13 protein-coding genes are annotated in these 15,142 nt (G+C 66.8%); 4 read left to right on the forward strand and 9 right to left on the reverse strand.

Translation table 11 applies throughout. The features are described 5' to 3' along the window. Positions 1–13: 13 nt before the first annotated feature. The 4 genes from AB0B91_RS32085 to AB0B91_RS32100 all read right to left on the reverse strand — a co-directional run bounded on the left by AB0B91_RS32085 (position 14) and on the right by AB0B91_RS32100 (position 3,400). Entirely contained in the window at positions 14–829 is an 816-nt protein-coding gene (locus tag AB0B91_RS32085) for an oxidoreductase (RefSeq protein ID WP_358327439.1), read from the reverse strand. Positions 830–1,015: 186 nt separating this feature from the next. Beyond that, positions 1,016–1,585 (reverse strand): TetR/AcrR family transcriptional regulator, encoded by a 570-nt coding sequence (locus tag AB0B91_RS32090; RefSeq protein ID WP_358327441.1) that lies wholly within the window; start codon positions 1,583–1,585, stop codon positions 1,016–1,018. A gap of 263 nt (positions 1,586–1,848) precedes the next feature. Then, a complete protein-coding gene (locus AB0B91_RS32095; protein WP_358327443.1) occupies positions 1,849–2,769 on the reverse strand; it encodes a DUF3533 domain-containing protein in 921 nt (306 codons plus the stop codon). 142 nt (positions 2,770–2,911) lie between these two features. Next, on the reverse strand, positions 2,912–3,400 hold the full coding sequence (locus AB0B91_RS32100; RefSeq protein WP_358327445.1) for a helix-turn-helix domain-containing protein: 489 nt from the start codon (positions 3,398–3,400) through the stop codon (positions 2,912–2,914). 83 nt (positions 3,401–3,483) lie between these two features. On the opposite strand from AB0B91_RS32100, the gene AB0B91_RS32105 reads away from it, so the two are divergent. Further along, positions 3,484–4,326 (forward strand): MBL fold metallo-hydrolase, encoded by an 843-nt coding sequence (locus AB0B91_RS32105; protein WP_358327447.1) that lies wholly within the window; start codon positions 3,484–3,486, stop codon positions 4,324–4,326. A 358-nt stretch (positions 4,327–4,684) separates the two neighbouring features. On the opposite strand, the gene AB0B91_RS32110 is transcribed toward AB0B91_RS32105, so the two are convergent. Together AB0B91_RS32110 and AB0B91_RS32115 are read right to left on the reverse strand one after the other, a co-directional pair. Beyond that, the gene (locus AB0B91_RS32110) at positions 4,685–4,822 is read right to left on the reverse strand and encodes a hypothetical protein (protein WP_358327449.1); all 138 of its coding nucleotides are present in this window, start codon (positions 4,820–4,822) and stop codon (positions 4,685–4,687) included. Positions 4,823–5,400: 578 nt separating this feature from the next. Beyond that, on the reverse strand, positions 5,401–5,868 hold the full coding sequence (locus tag AB0B91_RS32115; protein ID WP_358327451.1) for a GNAT family N-acetyltransferase: 468 nt from the start codon (positions 5,866–5,868) through the stop codon (positions 5,401–5,403). Positions 5,869–6,204: 336 nt separating this feature from the next. Here AB0B91_RS32115 and AB0B91_RS32120 point away from each other — a divergent pair, with 336 nt between their 5' ends. After that, entirely contained in the window at positions 6,205–7,911 is a 1,707-nt protein-coding gene (locus tag AB0B91_RS32120) for a glycosyl hydrolase 115 family protein (RefSeq protein WP_358327453.1), read from the forward strand. Positions 7,912–8,293: 382 nt separating this feature from the next. Here the strand turns inward: AB0B91_RS32120 and AB0B91_RS32125 are convergent, their stop codons facing one another. Further along, positions 8,294–9,412: an NAD(P)/FAD-dependent oxidoreductase gene (locus AB0B91_RS32125; protein ID WP_358327455.1), complete on the reverse strand. Its 1,119-nt coding sequence runs from the start codon at positions 9,410–9,412 to the stop codon at positions 8,294–8,296. A 101-nt stretch (positions 9,413–9,513) separates the two neighbouring features. On the opposite strand from AB0B91_RS32125, the gene AB0B91_RS32130 reads away from it, so the two are divergent. Continuing rightward, complete coding sequence (locus AB0B91_RS32130) at positions 9,514–10,200, forward strand: TetR/AcrR family transcriptional regulator (protein ID WP_358327457.1); 687 nt, start codon at positions 9,514–9,516, stop codon at positions 10,198–10,200. A gap of 857 nt (positions 10,201–11,057) precedes the next feature. On the opposite strand, the gene AB0B91_RS32135 is transcribed toward AB0B91_RS32130, so the two are convergent. Continuing rightward, positions 11,058–12,614, reverse strand: a complete 1,557-nt coding sequence (locus AB0B91_RS32135) for an amidase (RefSeq protein WP_358327459.1) — start codon at positions 12,612–12,614, stop codon at positions 11,058–11,060. Positions 12,615–13,022: 408 nt separating this feature from the next. Continuing rightward, on the reverse strand, positions 13,023–13,481 hold the full coding sequence (locus AB0B91_RS32140) for a TetR family transcriptional regulator (RefSeq protein WP_358327461.1): 459 nt from the start codon (positions 13,479–13,481) through the stop codon (positions 13,023–13,025). A gap of 171 nt (positions 13,482–13,652) precedes the next feature. Here AB0B91_RS32140 and AB0B91_RS32145 point away from each other — a divergent pair, with 171 nt between their 5' ends. Continuing rightward, positions 13,653–15,116 carry an MFS transporter gene (locus tag AB0B91_RS32145; protein WP_358327463.1) on the forward strand — a complete coding sequence of 488 codons (1,464 nt, stop codon included), beginning with the start codon at positions 13,653–13,655 and terminating at the stop codon, positions 15,114–15,116. Positions 15,117–15,142: the final 26 nt, after the last annotated feature.

A 15,142-nucleotide genomic window follows, 5' to 3' on the forward strand; every position in this document is an offset into this window, starting at 1 on the left:
TGGTGGGCAGGCGTCAGCCGGCCAGCTGGTTGAGCCTGCGGATCTGCTTGTCGAAGACCCGGACTGGAGCGATGCGGCGCAGGGCGCTGGCGCGTCCGGCCAGGGAACCGGCGGTGTAGCGCAGCTTCGGCTTCCGGTCGGTCGCTGCCTCGACGATCACCTTGGCGACGATGGCGGGGTCGTCGCCGTCCTTGATCGCTGTCTGCATCATGCGGTCGAAGGCGCGCCGCTGGTCCGCGTAGACCTGCAGGGGCGCGTCGGGCCGCGGGCTGTTGGCCTCGAATCCGGTGCTGGTGTAGGCGGGTTCGACCAGAAGCGCCCGGACGCCGTGCTCGCGGACCTCGTGGTCCAGGGACTCCGAGTACCCCTCGATCGCATGCTTGGAGGCGGCGTAGGCGGCCATGTATGGCGAGGGGAGGAAACCGACCACGGAGGAGAGGTTGATGATGCGTCCGCGTCCTTGAGCGCGCATGTGGGGCAGGACGGCCTTTGTCATCCGCATCACCCCGAAGACGTTGACGTTGAAGAGGTCCTGGGCCTGCGCGACGGTGCTTTCCTCAACGGCACCGATTGCGCCCATGCCGGCGTTGTTGACCAGCAGGTCAATCCGCCCGAACCGCTCGATCACCTGCCGGACCGCCGCGATGACCGACTCGTCACCCGCTACGTCGAGGTCGACGAAGGTCACACCGTCGAGCGGGGTGACGCGTGAGGTGTCGCGGCTGGTGCCGACCACGTCGAAGCCCGCTTCTATCAGCGCGAGCGCGGCCGCCTTTCCGATGCCGGATGACGCACCCGTCACGAGTGCCACCGGCCGATTTGTCGCCATCCTGGACTCCCTAGCTCAATGAGAAAACCGATCGGTTTCCCTAACTGTAAACCGATCGGTTTCCGCGTGCAAGCTCAAGCAGGAACGGATCCAGCCGCGTCACCCTCCGCTGGGGGGCAGACCAAGTACGGGAGAAAGGGATAGTCGCGCCTCTGGCCTGGGCGATTTGCTCGGAAAAGCGATGCGTCAGCGCATGCCTGCCGCATCGAGCAGGGTGGCCACGGTGGGTGCGATGAGCCCTGTCAGGTTGTCGGCTCCGATCCCCGCACGGGCGCTGGCGCCGTCGAAGACCACGCTGAGCTGCCGGGCCAGCAGGTCCGGGTCGCTCGCCCCACCTTGCTCGGCCTCGGCGCGGAAAAAGGCCATCAGGTTCCCCTTGACCCGGTGCGCCACCTGGCTCGCAGGATGGCTCTGATCCTTGAGTTCGATCTGCACAGCGAGGTATTGGCAGCCTCGGAACTCGGGCGCACCCGCCTGCAACTCCACCTGCTCGAAGACGTGCAGGATCCGCTCGCGGGGAGAACGGCCATCGTTCGCCGCAGGCAGGAGCTTCGCCACGAAGGCAGATGAGCGCTCCTCCAGGCTCGCTGCCAGCAGTTCGTCCTTACTCTCGAACAGCTGGTACATGGAGCGCTTCGACACCCCCGCCGCCTTGCACAGCGCCTCGATGCCGATGCCGACACCGTTTCGGTAGGTGAGCGTGGCCGCCGCCTCCAGCAGCCGCTCGCGGGGACTTAGCCTCACTTCGGTGGTCATACTGCGAGGTTAACTCCATTCCGGCGAAATGAAAACCGATCGGTTTCCAGCGTGTGTCATCGCGATATCCGGCGCCGCGCAGAGCCGAGCGGACACCCGAGGTCCGCGCAGAGGCTCGGCGACGCCCTTGGGGAGAGACCCGCGGCCGATCCCTGATGGTGTGCACACCTTCGTTCCCGCAAGGCGACACGCATCGGGACCGCTCGGCGCCATGGCCCCGTTCGGGGTGAGTTGCGTTCCGCTATGCCGGGACGGTGCTCTTCTCAGCCTTCGTCTCGGCGGGGATGCGGTGCAGCCCCTTGCGGTCGTACCTGGGCGTCGTAGTAGAGGATCGAGCGGACACCGCTGGTGATCTGCCGCAGCGGCTCGAACTCCGCGAGGAAGCGGTAGAAGCTGGGCAGCGCCTCGATGGGGGTGGTGGCACCGGCCGTCGGCACCGCCATCGCGATATAGACCAACGTGACCACCAGCAGGCCGGGCGTGCCGAACACGGCAAGGAGGGCGAGCGCACCGATCCCGCAGACCGCGATGGCGCACACCGAGTACAGCCACAGCAGCGGCAGGTGGGAGGCATCCATGCCCATGATGCCGACCGCGCCCACCATGACCAGGGTGCCCATCAGCAGAGACAGTCCGATCATGAGCGTGCTGCTGATGGCCAGGGTCTGCACCCGGGTCGCCCGGATCAGCGGGCGGTGCAGGCGCAGCGGGCCCATGTCGTTGTGGGTGTAGCCGAGGGCGTGGTCCACCTGGCCGCTGATGACATTGGCGGCGAGCATGGCGCAGACCACGAGGACAAGCGCGTAGTAGAACGCGGTCAAGCCCAGGCCGCTGTGCGAGTCGAGCGGATGGCCATCCTCCACCGTGACGGCAGCCGGATCGGCCAGCAGGATGCGTGCCGCGGCGGGCAGCTTGGCCTGCTCGGCCCCATTCTGCGCGGTCAGTTCCCTGCCCACCTGGAGCGAGGCGCTCTCGGCCGCCGCCGTCGAAGCCGCCCGAGCCAGGCTGGAACCGAGGCTGCCGGCGGACTGGTTGGTCAGCACCCTCAGCGTCGGGCGGATCGGGCGCTCGGCGCCTGCGGCGCTGGTCAGTGCGGTGACGGAGGAAGTGAAGTTGCCGGGCACGACGAGTGCGCCGTACAGCTTCCCCTTGCCGAGTTCCTCCTTCGCCTCCTTCTCCTCCATCAGCTTCCAGGCGCACGGGCCGAGCGGCCACTCTCACCACCAAGGTTCCGCGACAGCCGTGCACACGACTGCCGTTCCTATGTGAGACATCATCTCGGGCGACGTCCGTTGGCGCCTTGGGACGTGGCCGTCGGCCTGGCAGCTACGGGGAGTTCGTGGCAGCGAGGTAGGCCGCGTTCAGGCGCTCGCGAACACTCGGTGATCGCGCTGGGAGTTCGGAGCCGAGGTGCTCGCGGCGAAGCTCGTCCATGAACTCTTGCCAGAGCGCGGGGCCGCCTTGTTCAAGCAGCACGGCGCGAGCGTTCAGCGCGCTGCTCGTGGGTCGGTGGCGAAGTCCCCAGCTGCCCAGCTGCGCGAACACGGGTACGAGTTGGATCGCGGATTCGGTCAGGCTGTAGCGTGCCCGCTGGCCGGGTCGCGTGTCCTCGCGGGTGAGCAGTCCCGACTTGACGAGTCGCTTGAGTCGGTCGGCGAGAATATTTGAGGCGATCCCCTCGATTGACTTGGCCTGCAGCTCTCGGAAATAGCGGCGGTCTCCGAAGACGATGTCGCGGAGGACGATCAAGCTCCAGCGATCGCCGAACGCCTCGATGGCTGCATTGATCGGGCACTCCGACCGCGGCTCATTCACTTCGTCCATAGTGCTTGCAATCTACCACCGCCAGGACTACCGTCTCGACGAGCGGTTGCAAACCACAAGCGGAAGGGGCCACCGTGCTGAGACAGGTCGCGGAGGGTGTGCTGATCCACGAGAGCGAGTTCTGCCAGAGCAACGCCGTTGTCGTGCAAGGCCGGGCTGGCGTGTTGCTCATCGACCCCGGGGTCCAGGGCCACGAAATGGCCTGCCTCGCGAACGACCTGTCCAATTTGGGCCAGACCGTTGTGGCAGGCTTCTCGACGCATCCTCATTGGGATCACCTGCTCTGGCACGCCCAGCTCGGCACCGCCCCTCGTTACGGCACGGCCCGCTGCGCGGCCACCGTCCGAGATCAGCTGTCGGACGCGGATGCGAAGGCCCGCATCGCCGACCACCTGCTCGAGACGGAAATCGCCGGGCAGGTACCGCTGGACCTGCTCGGCCTCATCACCGGCCTGCCCGCCGAAACCGCGCAGATCCCTTGGGATGGCCCTCAAGTCCGGATCATCGAGCATCAAGCGCATGCACCGGGTCATGCGGCGCTGTTGATCGAAGAACGCGGGGTTCTCGTCGCCGGCGACATGCTCTCCGATGTCTTGATTCCGATGCTCGACCTGAACGGCACCGCTGACCCGATCGAGGACTACCTCGCCGCGCTGCGGCTGCTGGAGGGCGTGGCGGGTGACGTCGATGTCCTCGTCCCCGGCCACGGGTTCATCGGCGGAGCTGATCAGGTACACGCACGGATCGAGCTGGATCGGGCGTACGGGCTCGCCTTGCGTGAGGGCCAGGTTCCCAGTGACCCGCGGGTCGGCCCATCGGCCAAGCCCGGCTGGGAGTGGGTGAGCGATGTGCACAACGGGCAGGCCCAGCGCCTCGCCCGACGAAGCGAGCGCGACGGGGCGCCCGGCAGTGCGTAGAGGTCGTAGGAGCCGGCGCTTCCTCTCGAACACGGCGGCCACGGCCAGATAGCCCTGAACAGGGAAAATTCCAAAGTGCTGCTGGAGTACTAGCTAGAACCGAATCACCGGGCGCGCACAGAATGTCGGACATCCGTGCAGTGGGCACTTCGGACGCCGACAGCTGGACCGCACTCGCCGGCAACGGGGCCACTTTCCCGAAAGCGCGATCGTCTACCGTCAAGGCCAGCTGATCAATGCCCTCAATTCGGCCCGCCGCCCGGACCTCGAGCGCATCAGCTAATCAAGCGCTCTTGGCCGTGCAGGAAACTCCGGAGATCGACAGACGTGCCGATGGGGCTGCTCAACGGCAGCGCGTTCAGCGAGCCGCGGTGATCAGCACGGTGCGCTTCCCGACGTGCAACGCGATACGCGCGGAGAGATTATCGGTCGTGGTCGCGTACTGGCTGATGGCATGGGCTGACGGCGTCAATGGCACCGTCAGATCGTACGCCACGGTGCCCGCTCGAACCCGAACGTGACCCCGCCCACCGACGTCGACCGGCGCGTGCTCAGGCCGCTCTTCTGGTCACACGCCAACCTGTACGGCACCATCCAAAGTCTACGTGCTGAAGTTGGTCGTCAATCCAGTCAGCAAGGGGTTCGCGGCGGCTGAGACCGCAAAGGAGATCAACATGAAGAACAGCCTGCATGCCTTTTAGCGGCGCTTTTGATTCTCGCCGTCACAGGCTGTACAGCTCAAAATTCACCTGTAGCATCTGAGCCTGCCAGCAGATTATCCGGAGCAGCCTACCTGGCTGGCGGCCCGAGCCCCGGCACTAAAATCCCCGTAGCCAATTCGTCTGTGACCTTCTCTCGGGGCGGAAAGCTCATCAGCAGGGGTTTCCACCTGTTACCGTCGGCATCGAGTGTCTCGGTCGACCTTCGGAAGGATCGCACCGGATTTGAGGTAGGCAGCAGCGATCGGCGATCTTGCGCCTCTATCGCAGATAGGGTTCATTATCCGCAGTATGGCGTTCTGGGAGAATACGCAGCAGCCGAGGCGTTCCTGGCCCCCACAACTCCACGCGAGCATCAAAGCGGCTGCTCCAGCACGTGTTTCAACTCAGCGAATCCGGCCGCCGCATAGAAGGCCTTGGCGCCCTCGTTGAAGTCCAGCACGTCGGTCAGCAGCCTCCGGCAGCCCTCCAGCCTGCCTGCATTCCGCACGGCCTCGATCAGCTGACTCGCAACCCCGCCTCTGGCGGCTTTCGGATCCACCGCCAGCTGATGGAGAACGATGAAGGATTCGGCTTGGAGGAACGGGTTTTCCTCGCGACGCACGATGGCAGCCACGGCATACCCGACTGGACGATCAATCTCGGCGATGAACGCACGCGTGACGTCTTTGACCAGGAGCGTCGCGAAGTAGTCGGTCAGCTCCTCTTCGGGTGGGTCGGCGCGGTAGACGTCCGGGCGGTGAGCGGCGTGGATCACATGAACGTGAGGGTTCAGCAGGGCCAGGATTCTGGCGTCCTCCGCTGCGGCGACGCGGATCTTCATGCAGGCACCCTAGAACAGGGCGACTCAGGCGCGGCGTCCCGCTGGGCCGGACGACTCGCGGAGCACCAGCTCGGTAGGCAGGCGGATCGTCTCGCCCTCGCGTTGTGATCGTGCGGCGAACTGCTCGATCAAGAGCTCTACCGCGAGCCGGCCCTGCTGACCAAGGCCACGGGTCAGAAGACCGCGATCATCGTCGGCCAGCTCGGACAGAGCCGGCTGATCGACGAGATCGTCGCAGCCGGCAAGTTCGACGAGGCCGCCGGGATCAAGGGCACGTGGGAGGCGTACGCGACCAAGACCATCAAGAACCCGCTCCCCGGAGTCGGCAACGCGCTGGTGATCGCGGGCAGCGATGCCCGCGGGACGATCTACGGGATCTACTCGATCTCCGAGGAGATCGGCGTCTCGCCCTGGTACTGGTACAGTGACGTGCCGGTCAGGCAGCGCGACGACATCGAGGTCGAAGGCAAGACCCGGGTCGAGGACGGGCCGGACGTCAAGTACCGCGGAATCTTCATCAACGACGAAGAACGCACCATCGCGTGGGCGAAGAAGAAGTTCCCCACCCGCGACGGCACGCCTGATGTCAACTACTACCGGCACGTCTATGAGCTGATGCTGCGGCTCAGGCTCAACACGCTGTGGCCGGCGATGCACCTGGCCTCCAGGGCGTTCAACGCGGTCACCGACACCGGGACGTACGACAACGGGACACCGATCAACGCCCGCGAGGCGGCTGCGTACGGCGTGGTCGCATCCTCCTCCCACGCCGAGCTCATGCTGCGCAACAACGAGGGCGAGTGGCGACAGTGGTACGACCGCAACAAGGACGCGCTCGACATCAAGGGCCCGGACGCCGTGGCGGCCTTCAACTATTCGATCAACAAGCCCGCGATCCTCGAGTACTGGCGCCGGCGCGTGGTCGCCAACGCCGGCTTCGAGAACATCCTCGCCCTGGGCATCCGCGGTGTGCACGACAGCGATCCGGTGTTCACACCCGGCAACCCGTACGGGTTCAAAGACAAGATCGAGATGCTGGCCGACGTCATTCGCGAGCAGCGCAAACTGATCGCAGAGGTCTACGGCAGCGCCGACGCCGTGCCGCAGGTGTTCATCCCCTGCAAGGAGATGAACGATCTCTACAACGCCGGGCTGAAGGACCACATCCCCGCCGACGTGACCCTGATGTGGACCGAGGACAACCAGGGCTATCTGCGCCAGGTGCCCACGCGATCCGAAGCCGCCCGGTCCGGCGGGAACGGCGTCTACTACCACATCTCCTACTGGGGCGAGCCGAAGAGCTACCTGTGGCTGAACTCGACGCCGATGTCCCTGATGGTGCAGCAGCTGCGCCGGGCGTGGAATTCCGCCGCGGGGCGCTACTGGATCCTCAACGTCGGGGACATCAAGCCCGGCGAGATCAAGCTCGACCTGTTCGCCAAGCTCGCGTGGGACGTGGCGGGCTATGACGACACCAGGTTCCGCACCGAGCACGTACAGCGAGACTTCCGGCTGAGGGGCAAGGACGCCGCCGTGGTCGCCGACGCGCTGGAAAGGTTCGACGCGCTCGAGAACACCAAGCGCGCCGAGTTCTGGGGGGAGATCAACTCCTCCAACGCGAACTCAGGAAGGATCCACAACGGTCAGGTCTTCCCGTTCAGCGCTACCTCGGACGGGGATGAGCTCCAGCGCTACATCAACGAGTCCAACGAGCTGGTGGCGACGCTCAAGGGTGTTTCCGCCAAGCTCGACCCGCGCTATCGCTCCGCCTTCTACCAACAGGTGCTCCATCGAGTCCAGTCCTACCGCAACATGGCGGAACAGATCGGCTACTACTGGAAGAACCAGCTCGCTGCCGCCCAAGGTCGCTACGCCAGCGCGGGAAGCTACGAGCTGCTCTCGAAGCAGGCCCGCGAGCGCATCCGCACCGACGAGGACTACTGGAACACGATCAGCGACGGCAAGTGGGACGACGCCATCGGCCACAGCCACCCCGAAGGCTTCCCGAACGAGGGCACCGTCATGCTGACCAACGACCGGTAGCGCAGCACGGGCGCGAATTCCTCCCAAGTGACCCCGTGCAGGCGGACCGCATCGATCAGTTCGGGCTCGGTCAGCCAGTCCCGCAACGCCTCATCTCCGGTCAGGGTGTGGTTGGCCTGATGCGGCCCTGCAAACTGCAGCAGCGAGGCCAATTGCCCGACGCAGATGGGCTCGCTTCCGGATGCCCCCCTGCAGGGTCGTCGTTGAGGAACCGCCGGGCATCGTCGGGGTCGGTGAGGTCGTAGGTAGGTTCCACGGCACAACTCCCGGACGTCGTCAAAGGTCGTCATGACGACGACATCGCCGTCCGGTCTTACCGCTGGTGGCTGTTCTCTTGTTCCCCATGCCGATCAAGGACTGGATCGCCGCCGCCCTGTGCTGATCAGCTCCCGGTGAAGGCGTTGATCAGGTTGTGGGGTGTGCCGTCGCCCAACATCACCTGAAGATCAGGGGCCTCGGCGTTGGACGCGGCGCTGCGCACGAACATGGCCTGCTCGTATTCGGTGAGCGCGGTCTCGATGTCGTCGGAGTGCGCGGCGATCGCCTTGCCCAGTTCGGCGCCGTCGTACAGGGCCAGGTTGGCGCCTTCGCCGTTCGGGGCCGAGAGGTGCGCGGCGTCGCCGAGCAGGGTCACCCCCGGTGTCCGATCCCACCGGTGCTCGAGGGGCAGGGTGTAGATGGTGCGCAGGGCCGGCGCGGTCTCGCCGTCGGTGACCAGCGCGGTGAGCTCCGGTGCCCAGCCGTCGAACTCCCGCACGATCTGTGCGATGGCCGCGGCGGGATCGGTGAAATCGATATCGGCGAACCAGTCCTGCGGCCTGGAGAGCATCACCCAGGTGTGGAGGTTCCCGCCGCGCTCCCGGTGAGCGAGGATCCCCTTGCCCGGCTCGAGCACCATCATCGCTCCCCCGCCGACGGTTTTCGCGCTGGTCGGGTGCCGGTTGTCGCCATCGAACAGGTGGGTTTCGATGAACGAGAAGCCGGTGTACTCCGGTGTCGCACCGGAAAGCAGTGGCCGGACTCGGGACCAGGCGCCGTCCGCGCCGACCAGCAGGCTCGTGGTGGCGGCGGTGCCGTTGGCGAAGGCCACCTCATGGCGGCCGTCGCCAAGGGCACGCACGCCGCTGACCTTGTGGTCCCACCGGACGGTGCCGGCCGGGAGCGAGTCGAGCAGCATCTGCCGCAGTTCGCCGCGCTGCACCTCGGGGTTGCCACCCGTCCCGTCGTCGGGCAGGTCGAGCAGGACGTTCCCGTCCCGGTCCAGGAGCCGCATCGCCTGGCGTCCCTCCAGGACGAGCTCGCGGAACTCCTCGGTCAGGCCCGCCGTCTGCAGCGCCGGCTGGCCGTTGTAGTCGCGGATGTCGAGCAGCCCGCCCTGCGTGCGCGCCGACGGGGAGGATTCCGCCTCGTAGACCGTGGACGGGATGCCGTACACGTGCAGCACGCGAGACAGCACCAGGCCGCCCAGGCCCGCTCCGATGATCGTGACCGGTGTCGTCATGGGTTTCCTCACAGACTCGCTGAACCGATCCGGATTGGATCGTCACTCCAAAAGCTAACACGATGTTGGATCGACGCTCCACTCGTGCGATGATGAGGACCATGGGCAAGAAAACCGCGACGCGATCTCAGCGGGCCCCGCGGCGCACGGACGGCCTGTCCAGAGAGCTGATCATCCAGGCCGCGACCGAGCTTCTGGACGGCGGCGGCGAGAGTGCGCTGACCCTGCGCGCGCTCACCGTTCGCCTGAGCACCGGCTACGGAGCGATCTACCACCACGTCGCGGACAAGAGCGACCTGCTCGCGGCCGCCACCGACGACATCATCACCCGCGTACTGTCCGGCGCGGTCATCGATACCGACCCGCGCGAAACCCTGCGCCGCCTGGCCCTGGGCCTGTTCGACGCGATCGACGCACACCCCTGGGTCGGGGCAGAACTCTCCCGGCAACCATGGCGACCCGCGCTGCTGGACTTCTACGAGAGCATCGCCAGACTGCTGGACGCACTCGCCGTCCCCGAGCGAGCGCGCTTCGACGCGGCCGGCACGCTCATGAACTACGTCCTCGGTGTTGCCGTGCAGAACGCCGCGAACGCCCGGCACCTCGCCGACAGCGACACCGACCGAGCGGCTTTCCTGGACACCGCTGCCGCGCAATGGGCGCAAGTCAACCCCAGCCAGTACCCGTTCGTGCACGCGGCGGCGACGCAGCTGCGCGAGCACGACGATCGCCGGCAATTCCTCGCCGGCGTCGACATCTTCCTGACAGGTATCGCCGCCCTGCGCTAGACGACCACAAGCGACCACCGCCCGGCACACGTTGCGCGAACTTCCGTCGGCAACGTTGACCTGCACGGCGGCCTCGGCTTCGACCAGCCCGACGCCGCCACCATGCGCACCCAGCACGCCTGGGTCGAGGCCGAACACCCAGCCGCCCGCGAGGACCTGACGCCTTCCGGGGTCCCAGTAGCAATGCAGAAATTTTCAACGAACTTGCATCTGACCTGCGATAACGCAGGAGTCTCGGAGCGGCGTCTCGGTTTGATCACGGTGTTGGATCATGACCAAGGACAGTTCGCGGCTCGGGTACCGGCCAGGAAACTACGGCCGTTGCTTCGCATCGTCCGCTCCTACATTCAGCTCGGCGATGCCGGTGTCGTGGTCGCGGAGCATGCGCATGACGGTGGCCGGGGAGGGGTGCCAGGCGGGAGGAGATCTCGCGCAGGCTGAGGTCTTGGTCGCGTTGATGCAGGGCCATGGACAGCATGGCCTCATCGGTGACGGTGGCGCCGCCGATGGCCTTGCTGTTCTTGCGGGTGCTCTCGTGGCCTTCCAGGGTGGGGTCGCGGGTGTATTCGCGTTCCATCCCGGATAGGCCGCGAGCACGGCGAACACCACGCCGGATGGATTCGCGCAGGCTTGGCCGCCCGCTAGTGTCGTCCAGCAGACGGGCGGCCGCGATGATGGGCTGGGTCCGCCATCGCGCCCGACGCGATCTCACCCCTCACCTAGCCCGTCCGCTGTTGATGGCCGGCGCGGGGCGCGATGGCGGGCATCATCGGGAGTGCCGGCGCCGGACGGCCGGCTCCTTTGCCCGGAGGCGACTGATTCGCACCTCGTCCACGACGGATACCCGGCAATACGCCCTATCTCGGTGCCTGGAAGCCGCCGATCTTCTGCTCGAGCAGTTCGGCCAGCCGCAGCGGGGTGCGGTCCTCGAACATCGGGCCGATGAGCTGCACTCCCACCGGCAGGCCCTCGGGGGACCGGCCCGCTGGTATGGCGGTGGCGGGCAGGCCGGGCATGGTGGCCAGACCGGCCCAGACGAGCTGGTCGAAGTACGGGTACTCGACGCCGTCGATGTCGAGCCGGCGTTCCAGCGGATTGGGGTTGTGGTCATGGCCGAACGCGGGAGTGGGCGTGATCGGACAGACCACGACATCGAACTCGGCGAACAGCTGCCGCCAGCCGTGGCGGTGGAGTTCGCGACGGTTGTTCGTCTCGATCCAGTCGCGGTGGCTGAACACCATGGCGCGCAGCCGCGTCGCGTCGAGGCTCTGGTCGTCCGCGCTCAGTTCGGCGGCGCGGGTCTGCAGCTGCTCGTACGCTTCGACGGGAAAACGGGCAACGGACCCCGAAAAAAGCAGCTGCGCGTAGAGCAGCCCGGCTTCGGTCAGATCGGGCAGCAGCGGACTGTGCCGTTCGACGCGGGCGCCGCCGTCGACAAGCGCGTCGGCCACCCGGTTCACGCCCGCCCGCACAGCGGCCCCGGTCGGAATGAACGGATGCTCCTCGAGCACCAGGACTCGGAAGTCGCAGAGCCGTTGGTGGCGCGCGGGCGGCAGCGTCACGTCGTACGCCACACCGTACGTCAGCGGGTCCGGTCCGGCCATGACGTCGAGCAGGAGCGTGAGGTCGCGGGCCGTGCGCGCCATCGGACCGACGACGGCCAGATCGAGGTCGACCGGCAACGGCGGCGCCGGCGGCGCGACCATGCCGCGGGTCGCCGCCAGCCCGAGCGTCGGCTTGTGCGCGTAGACGCCGCAGAAATGCGCGGGGGTGCGCAACGAGCCGGCGAGGTCGGAGCCGATGGACAGCGCGCCGAACCCGGACGCCAGAGCCGCCGCTGATCCGCCCGAGGACCCACCCGACGTGCGACCGTGATCCCACGGGTTGTTGGTGGTGCCGTAGATCTCGTTGAAGCTCTGGATATCTTGCAGCCCCACCGGCACATTGGTCTTACCGAGCACCACCGCGCCCGCGGCCTTCAGCCGCGACACCTGGACCGCGTCCTCGGCCGGCATGAAGTTCGCCTGCGGCGTCATGCCCCAGGTCGTGGGCAGCCCGGCGATGTTGTAGGACTCTTTGACCGTCACTGGAATGCCGAGCAGCGGCCGGTCCTCGCCGCGGGCGCGCGCCTGGTCGGCACCGCGCGCGGCGGCCCGCGCACGGTCGAAGTCCGGCACGCAAATCGCGTTGATCGCCTTGTCGTCCCGCTCGATACGGGCGATCGCCTCGTCGGTCAGTTCCACCGAGCTCACTTCACCGGCACGCAATGCGGCTGCGAGATCTTCGGCCGCCTGAAAATTCCATTCCATAAATTCGACTCTAACGGCCTGCTGCAGACGCTCGTCCCCACACAAGTCGCCCGCATCCGCCGGAAAAGTCGAAACGGCTGCCTTCGCTGGGCCAAAGTCGCGCACTCATTCTGCCGCCCAAGATGGCCCACCCCAGGTCAGCAGGGTCGGGGGCGGGTCGAATCCACTGGCAGGGGCATGAAATTAAGCTTCGCGCAACGAGATAGATGTCTCAATGCTCATCCTATCTCTCTCCGGCCACTGACTATTCTCTCGACCGTTAGCCATAGTGCGCGGGGATTGTCCAGTAAACGGGGTAACTCATTTTAAATTTGTTCTATCGAGGTGGCTGAGGGTCGGGCGGCCTTCGAAGCGGGCGCGGCCGGCTCATCCACCCGCCGCGCCACGTCGGCCATCACCGCAGACCGAGGCTCGCGCCGGGGCGGCTCAGGGCGTCAGCCCGCCGTTCGACTTCTTGAGCGACTCGGAAGTGGCGAAGTACGGCTGTCACGACGGTCCGCGCGGGGCGGGACTTCATTTGCGAGAGTCCGGCACGCTGGGTGGAACTGCTCCCGGCAGCTGATCACCTGGGCAAGTTGTTCGGCGTAGTGTTCGACCAGCTCGAGGGAAACCATGTCGGTGCCGAACAGGCCGCGGGCCAGGTGTGGGTAGACCGCGAGAGCGTTGCCCGCGCAGGCCGATGCGGATCGTCTCGGCCTCGTAGGCCCGCCAGCGGCGGCCGATCTCCCGGAACAGGCCCCGCTTGCCGTTGAAGTAGTAGGAGATGAGCTGCTGGTTCACACCAGCGCGTTCGGCGATGTCGGTGACCCGAGCACGGTCGAAGCCCTTGGCGGAGAACACCTCCACGGCGGCATCGAGGATGCGCGCCTTGGTGCGCTCAGCATCGCGCTGCCGCTCGTGTGGGGCGGGCGAGCGCCTGGTCCGCTGCCGCCCGGCCGGTTCCTGGTCCTGGGGCGTGCGCCGGGTGGCCATGATCTTGATTCTGTCATACGTTCGCACGAGTGAATCAAATAGATATTTGACTATTTTATGCGAGAGATTGATACTGCTTCCCGGGCCGCTGATCCGACGGTGTGCCCTCCGCGCCGGATGGCTTCGGCGCTTCCGCCCGAGAGCCAGGCGGTGTCTTCAAAGGGAGTGGTCATGTCCCGTGTGGATGACCGAGGGGCCGCGGCCATAGCGCCGGCGGCGTATCCGAAGCGGTGGGCCGCCGCGATCGTCATGATGATCGCGGCGCTGCTGGATCTGATCGACGCCTCGATAGTGAACACCGCCCTGCCGTCCATCGGCCGTAGCCTGCACGCCTCGCCGGCGGAGCTGGAGTGGACGGTATCCGCCTACATGCTCGGGTTCGCCGCAACGCTGATCATCGCGGGACATCTGGGCGACCGGTTCGGCCGCAAAGGGCTGTTCCTGACCGGCGTGGCCTGCTTCGCCCTGGCGTCCGCGGGCAGCGCCATCGCCTCCGACCCGAGCCAGCTGATCGCCGCCCGTGCGGTGCAGGGGGTGGCCGCCGCGGCCCTGCTGCCGCAGGTGCTCGGTTCGCTGCGCATCATGTTCGACGGCGCGGAGCGCGGCAAGGTCTTCGCCCTGTTCGGGGTCACGGCGGGCGTCGCGAACGCCGCGGGCGTGCTACTCGGCGGGGTGCTGACCGACTGGGACCTGTTCGGCTGGGGCTGGCGCACCATCTTCGCCGTGAACATTCCCATCGCCGCCGGGACCCTGCTGCTGGGCGCGAAGTGGATCCCCACCTCACGGGAACGCACCGGCGGACGCATCGATGTGGCCGGCAACCTGATCCTCGCGTTATGCCTGGTGGCGATCGTGCTACCGCTGGTGGAGGGCCGCTCGAACGGCTGGCCGCTGTGGGGCTGGATCTGCCTGGCCGGCGGTGTCCTGGCCCTTGCCGCCCTGGTGAACTATGAGTCCTGGCGCAGGATCGAGCACCCGCTGCTGCCCGCCGCGCTCTTCAAGCGGCCGGCTTTCGGCTCAGGCCTGCTGATCCAGCTGCTGTTCGGTGCAGGCATGTCCGGCTTCTTCCTGGTCTTCACCATCTGGCTGCAGACCGGCCAGGGCTACACACCGAGCCAGGCCGGTGTGCTGATGATGGCCATGAGCGCCGGCGCCTTCATCTCCGCCCCCGTCGTCGTCACCTTGGTCGCCAAGATCGGCCGCAACATCCTGGTCGTCGGGAACCTGCTGATGGCCGGCGGGCTGCTCTGGGTCCAGTGCGCCCTGAACGACGCGGCCCCCCAGCACACCGGGGCCTGGCCGCTCGTGCCCGGCCTGCTCGTCGCCGGCATCGGCCTCGGCTTCGTGGTCGTGCCGCTGGTCAACATCGTCCTCACCGCGGTACCCGAGCACCTCGCGGGCGGCGCCTCCGGCATCTTCTCCACCGCCCAGCAGTTCGGCGGCGCTTTGGGCGTCGCCATCATCGGCAACCTCTTCTTCACCCACGCGAGCCGGGGCCTGACCGGTGCCATCACCCACGCGGCCCCCTGGGCGATCGGCACCTTCCTCATCTGTGCCGTGCTCTGCCTGGGCCTGCCCGGCAAGAACCTCACCCGCCGCCTCACCGACAGCTCAAGCGCCCTCGACCCCGCCTGACCCCACCCTCACTGTCAAGGAGATCC

The organism is Nonomuraea sp. NPDC049141 (genome assembly GCF_040648415.1).
GTDB lineage: Bacteria > Actinomycetota > Actinomycetes > Streptosporangiales > Streptosporangiaceae > Nonomuraea.

Excerpts from the sequence above, each read along its gene's own strand:
- AB0B91_RS32085 (WP_358327439.1), bottom strand. The coding sequence starts at position 829 with ATGGCGACAAATCGGCCGGTGGCACTCGTGACGGGTGCGTCATCCGGC.
- AB0B91_RS32090 (WP_358327441.1), bottom strand. The coding sequence starts at position 1,585 with ATGACCACCGAAGTGAGGCTAAGTCCCCGCGAGCGGCTGCTGGAGGCG.
- AB0B91_RS32095 (WP_358327443.1), bottom strand. The coding sequence starts at position 2,769 with ATGGAGGAGAAGGAGGCGAAGGAGGAACTCGGCAAGGGGAAGCTGTAC.
- AB0B91_RS32115 (WP_358327451.1), bottom strand. The coding sequence starts at position 5,868 with ATGAAGATCCGCGTCGCCGCAGCGGAGGACGCCAGAATCCTGGCCCTG.
- AB0B91_RS32125 (WP_358327455.1), bottom strand. The coding sequence starts at position 9,412 with ATGACGACACCGGTCACGATCATCGGAGCGGGCCTGGGCGGCCTGGTG.
- AB0B91_RS32130 (WP_358327457.1), top strand. The coding sequence starts at position 9,514 with ATGGGCAAGAAAACCGCGACGCGATCTCAGCGGGCCCCGCGGCGCACG.
- AB0B91_RS32140 (WP_358327461.1), bottom strand. The coding sequence starts at position 13,481 with ATGGCCACCCGGCGCACGCCCCAGGACCAGGAACCGGCCGGGCGGCAG.
- AB0B91_RS32145 (WP_358327463.1), top strand. The coding sequence starts at position 13,653 with ATGTCCCGTGTGGATGACCGAGGGGCCGCGGCCATAGCGCCGGCGGCG.